Origin of the sequence: Lysobacter sp. 1R34A (genome assembly GCF_051217035.1) — a bacterium.
Lineage (GTDB): Bacteria > Pseudomonadota > Gammaproteobacteria > Xanthomonadales > Xanthomonadaceae > Lysobacter.
In genome coordinates, this window is record NZ_JBPKJP010000032.1 from 1 (window position 1) to 14,329 (window position 14,329).

Annotated in this window: 11 protein-coding genes and 1 pseudogene; 5 read left to right on the forward strand and 7 right to left on the reverse strand. The window is 68.5% G+C overall.

The window, feature by feature from the left end; translation table 11 throughout:
* The 3 genes and pseudogenes from ACSAMQ_RS09815 to ACSAMQ_RS09825 all read left to right on the forward strand — a co-directional run.
* Positions 1–1,615, forward strand: a pseudogene (locus ACSAMQ_RS09815) (excinuclease ABC subunit A); the annotation flags it as partial.
* Between the two features lie 1,289 nt (positions 1,616–2,904).
* Positions 2,905–3,516 (forward strand): TetR/AcrR family transcriptional regulator, encoded by a 612-nt coding sequence (locus tag ACSAMQ_RS09820; RefSeq protein ID WP_435395472.1) that lies wholly within the window; start codon positions 2,905–2,907, stop codon positions 3,514–3,516.
* A gap of 156 nt (positions 3,517–3,672) precedes the next feature.
* Positions 3,673–4,707, forward strand: a complete 1,035-nt coding sequence (locus tag ACSAMQ_RS09825; RefSeq protein ID WP_435395473.1) for an NADP-dependent oxidoreductase — start codon at positions 3,673–3,675, stop codon at positions 4,705–4,707.
* 47 nt (positions 4,708–4,754) lie between these two features.
* Here ACSAMQ_RS09825 and ACSAMQ_RS09830 read toward each other — a convergent pair whose 3' ends face one another.
* From ACSAMQ_RS09830 to ACSAMQ_RS09845, 4 genes are all read right to left on the reverse strand, one after another.
* The gene (locus ACSAMQ_RS09830) at positions 4,755–5,774 is read right to left on the reverse strand and encodes a M28 family peptidase (RefSeq protein WP_435395474.1); all 1,020 of its coding nucleotides are present in this window, start codon (positions 5,772–5,774) and stop codon (positions 4,755–4,757) included.
* 159 nt (positions 5,775–5,933) lie between these two features.
* Positions 5,934–6,443, reverse strand: a complete 510-nt coding sequence (locus ACSAMQ_RS09835; protein ID WP_435395475.1) for a hypothetical protein — start codon at positions 6,441–6,443, stop codon at positions 5,934–5,936.
* A gap of 277 nt (positions 6,444–6,720) precedes the next feature.
* Positions 6,721–7,230, reverse strand: a complete 510-nt coding sequence (locus tag ACSAMQ_RS09840; protein ID WP_435395476.1) for a hypothetical protein — start codon at positions 7,228–7,230, stop codon at positions 6,721–6,723.
* An 85-nt stretch (positions 7,231–7,315) separates the two neighbouring features.
* Positions 7,316–8,596: an acyltransferase family protein gene (locus ACSAMQ_RS09845; protein ID WP_435395477.1), complete on the reverse strand. Its 1,281-nt coding sequence runs from the start codon at positions 8,594–8,596 to the stop codon at positions 7,316–7,318.
* 257 nt (positions 8,597–8,853) lie between these two features.
* Between ACSAMQ_RS09845 and ACSAMQ_RS09850 the strand changes: the two genes are divergently transcribed.
* Positions 8,854–9,939 (forward strand): Lnb N-terminal periplasmic domain-containing protein, encoded by a 1,086-nt coding sequence (locus ACSAMQ_RS09850; protein ID WP_435395478.1) that lies wholly within the window; start codon positions 8,854–8,856, stop codon positions 9,937–9,939.
* 30 nt (positions 9,940–9,969) lie between these two features.
* Here ACSAMQ_RS09850 and ACSAMQ_RS09855 read toward each other — a convergent pair whose 3' ends face one another.
* Together ACSAMQ_RS09855 and ACSAMQ_RS09860 are read right to left on the reverse strand one after the other, a co-directional pair.
* Positions 9,970–10,197, reverse strand: coding sequence for a hypothetical protein (locus ACSAMQ_RS09855; RefSeq protein ID WP_435395479.1), 228 nt, complete (start codon positions 10,195–10,197; stop codon positions 9,970–9,972).
* Positions 10,198–10,871: 674 nt separating this feature from the next.
* The gene (locus tag ACSAMQ_RS09860) at positions 10,872–11,387 is read right to left on the reverse strand and encodes a MarR family winged helix-turn-helix transcriptional regulator (RefSeq protein ID WP_435395480.1); all 516 of its coding nucleotides are present in this window, start codon (positions 11,385–11,387) and stop codon (positions 10,872–10,874) included.
* 78 nt (positions 11,388–11,465) lie between these two features.
* Here ACSAMQ_RS09860 and ACSAMQ_RS09865 point away from each other — a divergent pair, with 78 nt between their 5' ends.
* Positions 11,466–12,353 carry an EamA family transporter gene (locus tag ACSAMQ_RS09865; protein ID WP_435395481.1) on the forward strand — a complete coding sequence of 296 codons (888 nt, stop codon included), beginning with the start codon at positions 11,466–11,468 and terminating at the stop codon, positions 12,351–12,353.
* A gap of 279 nt (positions 12,354–12,632) precedes the next feature.
* Here ACSAMQ_RS09865 and fabV read toward each other — a convergent pair whose 3' ends face one another.
* Positions 12,633–13,838 (reverse strand): enoyl-ACP reductase FabV, encoded by a 1,206-nt coding sequence (fabV, locus tag ACSAMQ_RS09870; RefSeq protein WP_435395482.1) that lies wholly within the window; start codon positions 13,836–13,838, stop codon positions 12,633–12,635.
* Positions 13,839–14,329: the final 491 nt, after the last annotated feature.

Consider the following 14,329-nt stretch of genomic DNA (forward strand, 5'->3'; position numbering starts at 1 on the left):
CACCCGCAGCCGCGCCGCCGGCCGCAGCGCCGAGGCCAAGCGCATCGCCGCCGGCGGGCTGGCGCACGCCGGCAGTTCCGATGTACGGCGCACGCCGAACCTGTCCGAGGAAAAACGCATCGCCGCGCAGCGCATCGCCCACGACCTGGTCGAGCGCATCGGCACCTTGCAGGCGCTGGGGCTCGGCTATCTGGCGATGGACCGGGCGACGCCGAGCCTGTCGCCGGGCGAACTGCAGCGCCTGCGCCTGGCCACCCAGATCCGATCCAATCTGTTCGGCGTGGTCTACGTGCTCGACGAGCCTTCGGCGGGCCTGCATCCGGCCGACAGCGAAGCTTTGCACCGAGCGCTGGACCAACTCAAGGCCGCCGGCAACACGGTGTTTGTGGTCGAGCACGACCTGGACACCCTGCGCCGCGCCGACTGGCTGGTCGACGTCGGCCCGGGCGCCGGGCAGCACGGCGGACGCATCCTCTACAGCGGCCCGCCGGAAGGATTGCGCGCGGTCGAAGCGTCGCGCACCCGGCCGTACCTGTTCGATCTCGTCGCCGCCGCGCCGCGCTCGCCGCGAAAACCGTCGGGCTGGCTCGAAGTGCGCGGCCTGCATCGCAACAACCTGCACGGCCTCGATGCGCGCTTTCCGCTGGGTGCGTTCACCGCGGTCACCGGCGTGTCGGGTTCGGGCAAGTCGAGCCTGGTCAGCCAGGCCCTCGTCGAACTGGTCGGCGAACACCTCGGCCACGAACCGGTGGTCGAAGAGAGCGACAGCGATGCACCGCAGCCCGGCCCGATCGCGCGCGCCTCCGGGCGCCTGCACGCCGGCGCCGATGCGATCAAGCGCCTGGTCAACGTCGACCAGAAACCGATCGGCCGCACCCCGCGTTCGAACCTGGCCACCTACACCGGCTTGTTCGACCACGTGCGCAAGCTGTTCGCCGCGACCGCGATGGCGAAGACCCGCCGCTACAACGCCGGCCGGTTTTCCTTCAACGTCGCCCAGGGCCGCTGCGACACCTGCGAGGGCGAAGGCTTCGTCCAGGTCGAACTGTTGTTCATGCCGACCGTATACGCACCGTGCCCGACCTGCCACGGCAGCCGCTACAACGCCAAGACCCTCGAAGTCGTCTGGAACGGCCGCAACATCGCCGAAGTGCTGGCGATGACGGTCGACGAAGCGCTCGCGTTTTTCGACGGCGAAGCGGCGATACGCCGCTCGCTGAGCCTGCTCAGCGAGATCGGCCTGGGCTACCTGCGCCTGGGCCAGCCGGCGACCGAACTGTCCGGCGGCGAAGCGCAGCGCATCAAACTGGCGACCGAGCTGCAGCGCAGCCAGCACGGCGACACCTTGTACGTGCTCGACGAGCCGACCACCGGCCTGCATGCGGCCGACGTCGACAAACTGATGGCGCAATTGCACGGCCTGGTCGAGGCCGGCAACACCGTGGTCGTGGTCGAACACGAAATGCGCGTCGTGGCCGGTGCCGACTGGGTGATCGACATCGGACCCGGCGCGGGCGAGCAGGGTGGGCAGATCGTCGCCAGCGGCACGCCGCAGCAGGTGGCGCGCGCGAAGAAGAGCCGCACTGCGCCGTACTTGCGGGGGGTGTTGGGGTGATTGGCGGTCGGGGCGTTCGCACCCGGCTTGTGTAGGAGCGGCGTGAGCCGCGACCGCGGGACGCGCGGAGGCCGCAACGCCGAGGCCATTGATCGAAGCGGTTGGCTCTCGCGGGTAGGAGCGACGCAAGTCGCGACGGCGTCGCCTCCCTTAGCGGCGCCACTGGCCGTAAGGCGGTGCACAACATCAACAGCAAAGCTTCCGCCCCCTAAAGAGTGCGGGTAACTTTCTCGTCCAAAGCAACAAAAGAAGGCCACCAAAGAAAAGTGCTTCTTCCTGCAAGGGCACCAGCCCGCGCGTTCGATGCCGACGCAGGGATGCTCCAGACGGGCCATCCATAGCCTGCTAGCGCACGCCCCGCCTCCGTGCGGCCCGCCCGGCGGGTCTTCATTTGACCGGCAAAGCGGAAATCAGAATCTCGGCAACGCAACGGCAACGGCAGGCGCTTCGCGTCTGCTCTTGGGTAGGAGCGGCGCAAGCCGCGACCACGAAACTCCGAATGCCCGCGCCGCCTGCCGCAGATTCGCGGTCGCGGCTTGCGCCGCTCCTACCCCGGCGATAGCGCACCACTTCGATGGATGGCATAGGCATTGATGTCTCTGCGCGTTCCGCGGTCGCGACTCACGTCGCTCCTACAGGGATGGTGACGTCGCACGCGCCAGTTGTTTGCGATTGCGCCTTTGCTTTGGCTGTGCGCCGCCTCGCACTCGCGAAGCCCATCGAAGACCCGGAGGGCGACCCGCAGAGATGCGGGCCGTTTTTCATCGGGACAGGAAGGTCCCGGATGTAGCTCCCCGCGGATGCACCGCTCGTGCGGGCCCTTGATTCAAATGAAAAGCGACTTCTATGGTTAGCTTTCTTTTGTTGCTCTAGACAAAAGAAAGTAACCCGCCGCTTTGGTGGCGGAAGCTTTGGGTTTGATGTTGATCTGGATCTTCCTGGATCCATACGCCGCAAGACCGTAACGGCGCGGTCGCGGCTTGCGCCGCTCCTACCCCGGCGGAAGCACACAGCTTCGATGGGCGACACAAGCATTGGAGTGTCAGCGCGTCGCGCGGTCGCGACTCACGTTGCTGCTACACAGAGCCCCGACGGCGAGGCGAGATCGAAGCATGACGGTCGCGGCTTGCGCCGCTACTACCCTGGCTGAGGGCACGGCGCTTCGGCGAACGACTACGGCCCCGTCGTCTCTGCGCGTCCCGTGTCGCGACTCACGTCGCTCCTACAGGGAGGGGAGACGCTGGCCTAACCACTAGACGACCGGTCTAATTGCCGCTATCGTGCCGTCCATGAACGCTGCCTCAGCCTCCATCGACGTCCGCCGGCACATCCTCGAGGTGGCCCATCCGTTGTTCCTGCGCAAGGGCTTCACCGCGGTCGGGCTGTCGGAGGTGCTGGCCGCGGCGCAGGTGCCGAAGGGCTCGTTCTATCACTACTTCGGGTCCAAGGAGGCTTTCGGCGAGGCCGTGCTCGAGGTCTATTTCGCCGAATACCTGGGGCGGATGGACGCTCTGCTGGCCCAGCCGGGCACCGGAGCGCAGCGGGTGCTCGCTTTCTTCGAGGACTGGCTCGACTCGCAGACCGGGGAGGAAAGCCAAAGCCGCTGCCCGGTGGTCAAGCTCGGCGCCGAGGTCTGCGACCTGTCGGAAAGCATGCGCGCGGCGCTGGCGCGGGGCACGCGCGGAGTCGTCGATCGTCTGGCCCAGTGCATCGAAGCCGGGCGCCTGGACGGCTCGCTCTCCCGCCTCGCCGACACATCGGACTCGCACGCGACCGCGGTCGCGCTCTACCAGAACTGGCTCGGCGCCAGCCTGCTGGCCAAGATCGCCCGCGACCGCAGCAGCCTCGACCTGGCCATGGCCGGCACGCGAGAGCGGCTGGGCCTGGCCGAAGTCACCTGAGGGATACCTGAGGCGGGAACGCGTCTGCGTTCCCGCCTTTGTTTTGCCTGTTTCATAGACGACCGGTCTATTTGCGCTGTAGGCCTGGCCGGCCCTCCATACCGGCGCGGCACCGCCGGTGCCGCGATCCAACTCAACTGCTCGAGGAATGCACTCATGCCGCAACGCGATACCGTCAACCGCCGCATCGTTCTGGTGAACCGCCCGAGCGGCCTGCCGACGCCGCAGGACGTCCGCCTCGAAGAGACCGCCGTACCGGTGCCCGGCGAAGGCCAGGTGCTGCTGCGCACCCTGTACCTGTCGCTCGACCCCTACATGCGCAATCTGATGGACGAGGCCGGAACCAGTTATGCGCCGCCGGTGGCGCTCGGCGCGCCGATGGTCGGCGGCACGGTCAGCCGCGTCGCCGCGTCGCGCCATCCGCAGTTCCGCGTCGGCGAGGTGGTGCTCGGCAATGCCGGCTGGCAGGACTACGCCTTGTCCGACGGCAAGGACCTGCAGGCGCTCGGCGAGATGGCGCAGCCGTCGCTCGCCCTCGGCGGACTCGGCATGCCGGCCTTCACCGCATACGTCGGCCTGCTCGACATCGGCCAGCCGCAAGCCGGCGAAACCGTGGTCGTGGCCGCGGCTACCGGCGCGGTCGGTTCGGTGGTCGGGCAGATCGCCAAGCTCAAGGGCGCGCGCGTGGTCGGCATCGCCGGCGGCGCCGACAAATGCCGCCACGCGGTCGAGGAACTCGGCTTCGACGTCTGTCTGGACCGCCACGACCCGCAGTTGGCCGAGCGGCTCGCCGCGGCCTGCCCGGACGGGATCGACGTGTACTTCGAGAACGTCGGCGGTGCGGTGTTCGATGCGGTGCTGCCGCTGCTCAACATCGGCGCGCGCGCGCCGGTCTGCGGCGTGATCGCGCAATACAACGGCGGCGCGCACGCGCACGGCCCCGACCGGCTGGCGCAGACGATGACCGCGGTGCTGCAAAAGCGCATCCGCATGCAGGGCTTCATCATCCTCGACCACTACGGGGAGCGCTTCGAGACCTTCAGCCGCGAGATGGGCCAGTGGGTCGCCGAGGGCCGGGTGAAGTTGCACGAAGACGTGGTCGACGGCCTGGAGAACGCGCCGACGGCGTTCATCGGCTTGCTCGAAGGGCAGAACCTCGGCAAGCGCGTGGTGCGCGTCGCCGCAGCCTGAAACCAGGCCCGGCCCGGACCCGCGATGGCCCGGGCCGGACGCGGGTTTCAATCGGCGCCGGGCCGTTGCGCGATCGCGTACACCGCCTGCACCACTTTCGCCATGCGCGCGTAGTCGAGCTTGTCGTAGGTGTCGCTGGCCTGGTGGTACGTGTCGCTGCGCAGGAATGCGGTGTCGCTGACCATGAAGGCCGGATAGCCCTCGTGCCAATAGCTCAGGTGATCGGAGAAGTCGATGCCCTGCAGCAGCGGCGGGGCATTGATCGAATGCACCGGCAGGTCGCTGGCGCCGGCCATGATCGCCTTGAGCCGGCGCAAGGCGCGGAAGTCGCTCAGCCTGCCGACCAGGATCACGAAATCGCCGCGGTCCGGATACAGGTGCCCCATGCCGCGCAGCGGATAGCGCTGGCTGCCGGGGCGGTCGCTGAAGCGGCCGATCATTTCCAGCGACAGCATGAATTCCACTTCGCGGCCGCCGGCCTTGAGCGCGCGCGCATGCCACGCGCTGCCCATGTGCCCGGTGCGGAAATGCGGCGGTTCTTCCAGCGTATAGGCGACCAGTTCGACCGCGTGCGCGGGCGGTTTGCGGCCGAGCAGGCGCGCCAGCTCGAGCAGGCCGGCGACGCCGCTGGCGTTGTCGTCGGCGCCCGGGGTGTGGGTGCGCGGCGAATAGCCGCGCGCGTCGTCGGTGTCGATGCCGACGTCGGCGAAGGAGTCGTAATGCGCGCCGATCACCCGCACCGGTCCGGTGTCGGGGCCGAAACGCACGATTACGTTGCGGTAGCGGCTCTCTTCCACCGCCACGTCCTGGTAGGACACCCGGCCGCCGCTGCGGGCGAATTCGTCGTGGATGAAGCGCGCGGCGCGCTCGATGTTGTCGAACTGGTCGTAGCTGCGCGGGTACAGATCCACCGACAGGTGTTTGACGTCGGCCTTCAGCCGGGCCGCGTCGACGGCGACGGGCGGCGAGGGCAGGGGACTGACGAAGGGTTGCACCACGGCGGCGACGGTGCCGACGGCGATCGAGGCGAGCACCGCGAGGAGCAGGAGAAAACGACGCAACAGCATGGGGGCGACGGCCTTGTCTGCGGGACGGCCAGGACGCGGCCGGAAGCACAGATATACCAGCGAATGCGCCGGCACGGCGAAGCGGGCGCCGCTTCGCCTGCGTGGCCGGGGCGCTGAGAAGGCGGCCCCGGCTTGGGAGTCGGGGCCGCCGCGCCCGACTCAGCCCGGGAAATCCGCGAGCGACTGCCACACGTCCGGCCTCACCCCGATGCGCAGATCGATCAGGTTCACCCCCACCGGCGACATCACCAGCAGTTCCTTGGGCCGCGCAAACCAGATCACCGCGATCTTGGTCGCCGTGTCGAGATCGTTGCTGTTGAGGTACAGCTTCATCTTCGCCACGTTGTCCTTGCCGAGCACCGTCCACGGCTGCTGGACCAGGCCGTTGGTATTGATGCGATAGAAGTACTGGTAGGTGTCGTAGGCGGTTTCCTCATCCAGCCCGGTGCTGAAGAACCAACCGTTCTCGCGGTTCTTGTCGATGCACCAGCGCTCGGCTTCGACCGCCAGGGTGCCGTTGTTCACCAACTGCCTGAGGTTGGCGCGGCTGGTCTGGATGTCGTCCGACCTCCAGGGCCTGAAGCCGCCGGATCGTTTGACATCGCCCGGGGTGCGCCCGGGTTTGCCGCCGCTGGGGCCGTCTTCGCCGCGATAGGCATAACTCGTCATTGCAGGTCTCCGTTTCGATGAGGGAGGCGATCGCGCGCCGCATGCGCAGCCGCGGTCGACCACGGGCGCGACGCTGGCCGTACCCGCATCGGAAACGAACGTCATCGGGGGAGCGAACGTGAAGAGCCGATCGGCAGACGCAGGCAACGCGGCCGCGGGCGCGTGTCCGCTCATGCGCCGGCTGGCGACGTCGCGCTATCAAGCCGCGCCACGCAGTCACGTCGGCCCGATCTCCAACTCGACGGGCGGCTCGCGCGGCCGCGGCCATCGCGCCCACTCAACTTCCGTTGTAGTCCTTGAGGGGCTGCCATACATCCGGGTTCTTGCCGGTGCGCAGGTCGATCAGGTCGACGCCGACCGGCGACATGACCAGCAACTGCCTCGGGCTGGCCATCCAGATCACCGCGATCTTGGTCGCCGTATCGAGATCGTCGCTGTCGAGGTACAGATTCATCTCCGGCGCGCCGATATTGCCGAGCACCGTCCATGCCCGCCGGCTCAAACCGGTGATGTCGAAGCGGTAGAAATAGGGGGACCCCTGGTCGTCGGCCGGTTCGTCGAGATCCGCGCTGAAGAACCAGCCGTTCTCGCGGTTTTTATCGCTGGACCAGCGCGCCGCCTCAAGGGCCAGAGTGCCGTTGTTCACCAGCCTCCTCAGGTTGGCGCGGCTGATCGCGAGGCTGTCCGACCCCCATGGCTTGAAACCGCCGGCGAGCTTGACCTCGGCCGGTGTCGATCCGAAAGCGCTCTGGCCAGGGCCATCCGCGCCGAGATAGGCATGAATCATTGCAAGTCTCCCTTTCGGTTGGGGCGTGTTCGGTTGGGGGCGTGTCGGTTGGGATCGTGTCCGATGCCGCTTTGGGCGTGTCGGGCTAAGTCGTAGCCGGCAGCGGCGCCCGCGCGCCGGACTCGGCGCCGAGCCGGCTTGCGATGCGCTTGCCCATGCGGATGCCCGGCTCTTCGACGTAGCGATAGCCGAGCAGCGCGCTCGCGCAAAGCAGCAGGGCGCAGCCCAGGTAGACCAGACAGAAGGCCGGGCCGCTGCCGGCGGCATAGGCGCCCACGCCGGGGATCGCGAACACCGCGACCAGGATCAGTCCTTGCGAGAGGTAGATGCCGTAGCTGAGGTTGCTCAACCGGCGCGAGGCCGGCCACGCCAACACGCCGAACAGGCGGTTGCCGGAGCAGACGATGAAGAAGAACGCGCCGGCCAACGGGCACAGCAAGAACAACTGCGCCAGTCCGATGCGCGGGGCGCCCGCAATCATGATGGCGAACACGGCGGCCAGGCAGAGCAGGGCGACGACACTCCACACCGGTTGCAGCCAGCGCCGGCGCGCGCCGAAGCCGGCGTGCAGCAGCGAGGCGACGAACATGCCGGTGCCGAGCATCAACGCCAGCTCGGCCAATACCGCCAGCAGCAGGACCGGTCGCGGCTTGACCCCGGGTTCGAAGCCGCCGTTCCAACTCGCCGCGGCGATCGTCAATAGGCACAGGGCGACCAATCCGCTGGTGAAGGCCAGGTGGCGGCCGCGGCGCACGAACCAGGCCGAGATCGGCAAGGAGAAATAAAACAGCCACTCGAAGAACAAGGTCCAGGTCACCCCGGCCAGGATCGTGCCCGTGTCGGCATACCCGTTGAGGGTCGGCGGTGGCGGCACGATGCCGAGCGCCAGCCAGCCCAGGGCCGAGGCGATCGCTTGCGACGGCGGCACCCGCCATTCGAAACCGGTTCGATAGGCGACGATCGCGATCATCGTCAGCACCGCGAGCAGGTACATCGGCCCGAGCCGGAACACGCGGCCGACATACAACGCTTTCCAGCCCGGGCGGCCGCCGGCCCTGAGCAGTTTGTTCCAGAACAGAAAGCCGGTGATCATGAAGAACAGGCAGATCCCGAGCAGGCCGGCGGTGTTGTAGAACGCCGACGGCGAGGGTTTCCACACGCCGGTGCGCAGGTATTCGTGATGCACGATCGCGTGGCTGGCGAACACGCTCAGGGCGAGAAAACCGCGCAGCCCATCGAGGGTGTCGCTGCCTTGGCCGGCCCGCGGCGGCCTCCGCTCGGCACCGCGGAACCAGGGCAGAGCGGCGAAGGCCAGCGCCGATGCCAGCATCGCGAAGTACGGCCATGCCTGATGGATATCGACCATGCCGGGTCCGATGCGGGGCGGGAATGTCCGCCGAGACTAGCTGCGCCCCCGACGGGCTTCCGGTGGCTGGATCACGCTTCCTCATGCGCCGCCCGGCGGATGTCGAGACTCGGAACGCAGTTGCGGTTCGAACGGGCACCGGTCGCATGCGCGCCGCTTTGGCGCAGACATCGGCCCAGCGCGTGATTCCGCCTCGCTTAGGCGCGCGACGTCATGGCGCTTGCATCGACCGGTGGCCTGGGGCAGCTTCCTGTCGCATGACGCCTGATTCGACGACGGTCCTGGACACACGGCACGCAGCGCCCCCGGCGGCATTCGCCGCGAAGTCGCTCTGGCTGCGCGGGTTACTGCTGGCGCCGGCGATCGTGCTGAGCGCCGCCTGGGGCGGCCTGGCCTTGTGGTATCGGCTGCCCCTGGCGCCGACGTTCAAAGGCGCGATCGTCGCGGCGTTCGTGTTGACCGCATTGAGCGCATTGGCCGCATCGGCTGGCGTAGGTCGGCTCGGCAAGCCGGCCTGGTGGCTGTATCTGCTGGCCCTGGCCGGCGTGCTGCTGTGGTGGAGTACCTTGCGGCCGTCGCAGGACCGGGCCTGGGCCGACGATGTGTCCCGCCAGTTGCATGCGCAGGTCGACGGCGACCGGGTGCGGCTCGACAACGTGCGCAATTTCGACTGGCGCAGCGACAGCGACTACACGCCGCGTTGGGAACGCCGCGATTACGACTTGTCCCGGCTGGAGTCGGCGGACCTGGTGCTGTCCTACTGGATGGGGCCGGCGATCGCCCACACCCTGGTCTCGTTCGGTTTCGACGACGGCCGCAAGCTGGTGTTCTCGGTCGAGATCCGCAAGGAACGCGGCGAAGCGTTCTCGACCGTCGGCGGTTTCTTCCGCGAGTTCGAAACCGCCCTGGTCGCGGCCGACGAGCGCGACATCCTGCGGGTGCGCAGCAACGTGCGCAACGAAGACGTGTACCTGTACCGGCTGCGGCTGCCGAAGGCGGCGCTACGTTCGTTGTTCCTCGGCTATCTGGCCCAGGCGCGCGAGTTGGAGAGGCAGCCGAGCTTCTACAACACCCTGACCAGCAACTGCACCACCATCGTGTTCGACCTGATGCGGCAGATCGCCCCGGGCTTGCCGCTGGATTACCGCTTGCTGCTGTCGGGCTACCTGGCCGAGTACGCCTACGACCAAGGCGGCCTGATGCCGGGCTACGACTACCGCAGCCTGCACGAGCGCGGGCGCGTGACCGATCGCGCCCGCGCAGCGGGCGACTCGGCGGCGTTTTCGGAACTCATTCGCGAAGGCGTGCCGGGCGCGGCGTCCGAACCGGCTCGCGCGCGCTGAGGCCTCGCCGGGTCGCGTCGTGGCCGGCGCTCAATCGACGCGCGACAGGCCGAAGCCCTGCAGGTATTCGTCGGTGACCTCGGGCATGCCCGGGCCGCTCCAGACGAACGAGAAGATCGCATCCTCGCGGACGATGTCGGTGATCTTCGGCGCGTTGACGCCGGGCACGCCGTCCAGGGCGGCCACGCCCAGGTCGGACAAGGGGACGGGCGACAGCTTCGGATTGCCGTTGCGTCGCAATCGAATCGATAGGCGCATGTCTTTCCCCCAAGTGATGCACGCTGTGTGCGATGTACCCTAAGCCCCGGGCCGTGACTGCTCCGTCAGTTCTCCCGGGCTGCGGGCATAAGTCGCATGCGCCGGGATGCGGCAATGCAGATCGGCCCAGGAGCGCATGAGCCCCAAGTCGGCGAGGCAGCGGTCGTCGAGATCCGGCTCGGCGCGCCGCCGCCATGCGAAAGACACGCACACGCAGGCCGGCGGCTGCCACCCGATCTCGGGGGCCGCCGAGCCGGGCATTGCGTTGATGGCCTGCAGGGCGAGCTCGGCAACGGTGTGGCCAGGAATCGCGGGTCCGGCGTCCGCCTCAATGCCGCGACCCAGCGCGATCCCACTTGCCGGCCGGTCGCCGCGCGGTAAGCGCCGAACTCCTGCGCGCGCTGGTCGTTCGGATGGACGCAGCCGCGCCCGTTCGCGCCGCCCATGACGTGCCCGGCCGCGGTATATGCAGTGAGGTCGCGGTGGCCGTTGCCTGGCCTTCCTGTCGGTAGCTGCATGGGGCGTCCCCTGGCGGAAGTGTGCCTTCCGTAGCCAGCATGGACGCCCCGGGTGACTGCCCCTAACCCCGGCGGCGACGGTTCAGTCCGAGCGCTCGCGTCCGTGCCGCATCGCGTTCGGCCCGGGAGACCATGGCCGCTGCTCCGGCACGCCGCTCATTCGGCGGTGGACTCCAGCATCGTCAGCAGCTCCGACAGTGCGTCGTCGAGCGCGGCCAGGCGGGCCGGCGCCAGCGGCGCCATGATCCGGCGCTCGTTCTCGATATGCGCCTCGACCGCGCGGTCGATCAACCCCAGGCCGGCCGGCGTCAGCCGCACCAGCAGGCTGCGCGCGTCGGCGGGATTGGCCTGGCGTTCGATCCAGCCGGCCGCCTCCAGCCGTTGCAGGCGGTGGGTCATGGTGCCGGAGGTAATCATCAGCGCCGAAAACAGCGCGGTCGGCGCCAGGCAATAGGGCGCGCCGGAACGCCGCAGGGTGGCCAGCACATCGAACTCCCAACTGGTCATGCCGAATTCGGCGAAGGTCCGGTCCAGGCGGCGCTGCAGCAGCGCCGCGCAGCGTTTGGCCCGGCCGATCGCGCCCATCGGGCTGGCATCGAGGTCGGGCCGTTCGCGGCGCCATTGCTCGAGGATGGCGTCGACCGAATCGGGCGGGCGTGGGGTCTTGGCCATGCGGTCTCCGGGATTTGTCTTGACTTCAAGACAAATGGTCGTCAGGCTGGGCTCTTGTCTTGAGTTGAAGATAGTTCCATGAGCTCTGTTTCGCAACGTCCGGCCTCGCCACCCCCGGTCTGGATCGACATCCTGCTGACCGCCCTGGCCCCGGCCATCTGGGGTTCGACCTACATCGTCGCGTCCGAACTGTTGCCGCCGGACCGGCCGTACACCGCGGCGCTGATCCGTACCCTGCCGGCCGGCCTGCTGCTGGTCGCCTTCATGCGCCGTTGGCCGGCGCGCGGCGAATGGCTGCGCCTGCTGGTCCTGGCCGGCTTGAACATCGCCTTGTTCCAGGGCCTGTTGTTCATCGCTGCCTACCGCCTGCCGGGCGGCCTCGCCGCGGTGGTCGGCGCGATCCAACCCCTGCTGGTGATCGGCCTGACCTGGGCCATCGACCAGCGCCGGCCGGTGCAACTCGTGGTCTGGGCCAGCGTGCTGGGCGTGGTGGGCATGGCCGTGCTGCTGCTGTCGCCGAGCACGCACTGGGAGCCGGTCGGCATCGCCGCCGCCCTGGGCGGCGCGGCCTGCATGGCGGTCGGCAATTATCTGACCCGGCGCTGGCGCAGCGACCTGCCGGTGTTCGCCCTGACCGGTTGGCAGTTGTTGCTCGGAGGGCTGATGTTGGCGCCGGTCGCGCTCGCTGTCGATGCGCCGCTGCCGCATCTGAGCACGGTGCAGATCTCCGCCTATGCCTATCTGTCGATCGCCGGCGCCCTGATCTCTTACGCCTTGTGGTTCCGCGGCCTGGCGCGTTTGCCGCAGGTCGCGGTGTCCTCGCTCGGGCTGCTGAGCCCGCTGACCGCGGTGATCCTCGGCTGGGCCCTGCTCGGCCAGTCGCTCACCGGCCTGTCCTTGCTCGGTCTGCTGATCGTGCTCGGCAGCGTGCTGGCGGTGCAATGGGGCAGCAGCCGGCCGGCTTGACCCTTCGCCCGAGCGGGCGGGTTCGCTCAGGGCTTGGGATGGGCGAGAAAGAGATCCCAGCTGGGGTTGCCGGCATCGGGGCCGGAGGGATCGCCGTACAGGCTGCAGGGACAGCCGCCCGGGTCGGCATGCCCGGCGCCGTCGATCGGATAGGGCTCGATCAGGGACGGGCCGCCGGCCGCAGCGCGATGGATCGTGTGGGTATAGGGCCGATGCTGTAGCGCGAGCGCTGCTTGTCGGCGATGCCGTCGATGATCGACGGCATCGCCGAGGCGAGGCTCAGAGTTCGATGCAGTCGAACTTCACGTCCGGGTCGACCTCGGCGTCGTAGTCGACGTCGCTGCGCTCGAAGCCGAACAGCTTGAGGAACTCGTGCTTGTAGGCGGCGTAGTCGGTGAGCTCGAACAGGTTCTCGGTGGTCACCTGCGGCCACAGCGCCTTGCAGGCGTCCTGGACGTCGTCGCGCAGTTCCCAGTCGTCCAGGCGCAGGCGATGTTCCTCGTCGGTCTCCGGCGCCTGGCCGTCTTCGCGGTAGAGGCGCTCGCGGAACAGGCGGTTGAGCTGGTCGACGGTGCCCTCGTGCAGGCCCTTTTCCTTCATCACCTTGAACACCAGCGAGATGTACAGCGGCATCACCGGGATGGCCGCGCTGGCCTGGGTCACCACCGACTTCAGCACCGCCACGTTGGCGCCGCCGCCGATCTTGCGCAGCCGCGCATCCAGGCGCTGGGCGGTGCGGTCGAGGTCGACCTTGGCCTTGCCGAGCGCGCCGTGCCAATAGATCGGCCAGGTGATCTCGGTGCCGATGTAGCTGAAGGCGACGGTGCGCGCGCCCGGCGCGAGCACGCCGGCGCGTTCGAGCGCGTCGATCCACAGCTCCCAGTCCTGGCCGCCCATCACCGTGACGGTGTCTTCGATCTCCTGCTCGGTGGCGGGCTCGACCGTGGCCTGGATGATGGTGTCCTTGTTGGTGTCGATCGCGGTCGAGACGTAGGGCTCGCCGATGGTCTTCAGCGCCGAGCGCTTGAGCTCGCCGGTGTCGGGCAGCTTGCGCACCGGCGAGGCCAGCGAATACACGATCAGATCGATCTGGCCGCCCATCTCGTTCTTGATCAGCTCGATCGCGGTGTCGCGCGCTTCGTTGGAGAAGGCATCGCCGTTGATCGACTTGCTGTACAGGCCCTCGGCCTTGGCGAACTTGTCGAACGCGGCCGAGTTGTACCAGCCGGCAGTGCCGGCCTTCTTGTCGCTGCCGGGCTTCTCGAAGAACACGCCGAGAGTGTCGGCGCCGAAGCCGAACGCGGCGGTGATGCGCGCGGCCAGGCCGTAGCCGCTCGACGCGCCGATCACCAGCACCTTCTTCGGACCATCCCGGCGCACGCCGCGCGCGCGCGTGGCTTCGATCTGCTCGCGTACGTTGAGCTCGCAGCCGAGCGGGTGCGTGGTGGTGCAGATGAAGCCGCGAACCTTGGGGTGGATGATCAACTGGTCTACCTCGTCGTCGATGGGGCGCCCGCGGCGGGCGATGCGCGCCGCGGGCCGGAGTGCTGCTGTCGCGGTCGAAGGCGAGCCGTGGCGCGTCCGTCGCGAGCGACCGTGCGGCGCGGCCGGGCCTGTGACATGGCCCGAAAGGGGCCGGGGACGGCGCGTTGCCGTCGACCGGCGAGGCGAAAAGTATGCCTCGAACGGCTGCGCTCGCCCAGCCGAGCCGGGCGCGGCCGGCGACGCCCGGTTTCTCGGGATGGCTGCGGTTTCCGAACGCTGGCGTATTGCGCATCATGGGCCCGGCGGTGCAACTGCGACGTCGCGCTTGGTACGGCAGGCTGGCGACGTCAGGCCGGCACCAACAGGCCAGCACCAGCAGGCCTCCGACATTCATCGGACACCGGCGATGCCAGCATGGGCCGATGGCGTGCCGGCGCGGTGCCGAGCGCGCGAGCGGGCTCGGTACAATGCCGGCGCTTCGCGTGGCCGGC

Coding starts and splice junctions, on each gene's coding strand:
- ACSAMQ_RS09820 (WP_435395472.1), top strand. CDS start 2,905: ATGAACGCTGCCTCAGCCTCCATCGACGTCCGCCGGCACATCCTCGAG.
- ACSAMQ_RS09825 (WP_435395473.1), top strand. CDS start 3,673: ATGCCGCAACGCGATACCGTCAACCGCCGCATCGTTCTGGTGAACCGC.
- ACSAMQ_RS09830 (WP_435395474.1), bottom strand. CDS start 5,774: ATGCTGTTGCGTCGTTTTCTCCTGCTCCTCGCGGTGCTCGCCTCGATC.
- ACSAMQ_RS09835 (WP_435395475.1), bottom strand. CDS start 6,443: ATGACGAGTTATGCCTATCGCGGCGAAGACGGCCCCAGCGGCGGCAAA.
- ACSAMQ_RS09840 (WP_435395476.1), bottom strand. CDS start 7,230: ATGATTCATGCCTATCTCGGCGCGGATGGCCCTGGCCAGAGCGCTTTC.
- ACSAMQ_RS09845 (WP_435395477.1), bottom strand. CDS start 8,596: ATGGTCGATATCCATCAGGCATGGCCGTACTTCGCGATGCTGGCATCG.
- ACSAMQ_RS09850 (WP_435395478.1), top strand. CDS start 8,854: ATGACGCCTGATTCGACGACGGTCCTGGACACACGGCACGCAGCGCCC.
- ACSAMQ_RS09855 (WP_435395479.1), bottom strand. CDS start 10,197: ATGCGCCTATCGATTCGATTGCGACGCAACGGCAATCCGAAGCTGTCG.
- ACSAMQ_RS09860 (WP_435395480.1), bottom strand. CDS start 11,387: ATGGCCAAGACCCCACGCCCGCCCGATTCGGTCGACGCCATCCTCGAG.
- ACSAMQ_RS09865 (WP_435395481.1), top strand. CDS start 11,466: ATGAGCTCTGTTTCGCAACGTCCGGCCTCGCCACCCCCGGTCTGGATC.